The sequence below is a fragment of the Sphingobacterium tabacisoli genome (assembly GCF_017908035.1).
Lineage (GTDB): Bacteria > Bacteroidota > Bacteroidia > Sphingobacteriales > Sphingobacteriaceae > Sphingobacterium > Sphingobacterium tabacisoli.
Map to the genome: position 1 here is coordinate 1 of NZ_JAEQMU010000020.1, position 371 is coordinate 371.

Consider the following 371-nt stretch of genomic DNA (forward strand, 5'->3'; position numbering starts at 1 on the left):
ACCTCTGGGGTATCACCGCCAACAGTAGCGATATTCTTGATTGACGTTACTCCGGTAAGGTCAGCATTTACTGTAACCTTGAAGCTAACGGAAACCTCCCCACCGAACGGTACAGCAACAGACCAGTTCAGTGTGCTACCTGTAAGGGTAGCATTGCCTGTGGCACTGTTAGGCACATAGCTGGTGTTCGCTGGGATAGCATCGCTGATAGCGACACCTGTCAACGCAACGTCTCCGGTGTTCTTAACAGTGATCGTATAGGTCAGTTCCTCGCCGGACTGGGCCTTGTTATCGCCATTCTCATCCGCAACAGTTTTAACCGAGCTGTGTGATGGTTTGCTATCTGTAGGGATCTCAACCTCTGGGGTATC

Annotated in this window: 1 protein-coding gene; it reads right to left on the reverse strand. The window is 50.9% G+C overall.

All coding sequences use genetic code 11. From position 1 onward, the window contains the following. Window positions 1–371: DUF11 domain-containing protein (locus JKG64_RS22965; protein ID WP_210356583.1), on the reverse strand; the 371-nt coding region annotated here is incomplete at both ends.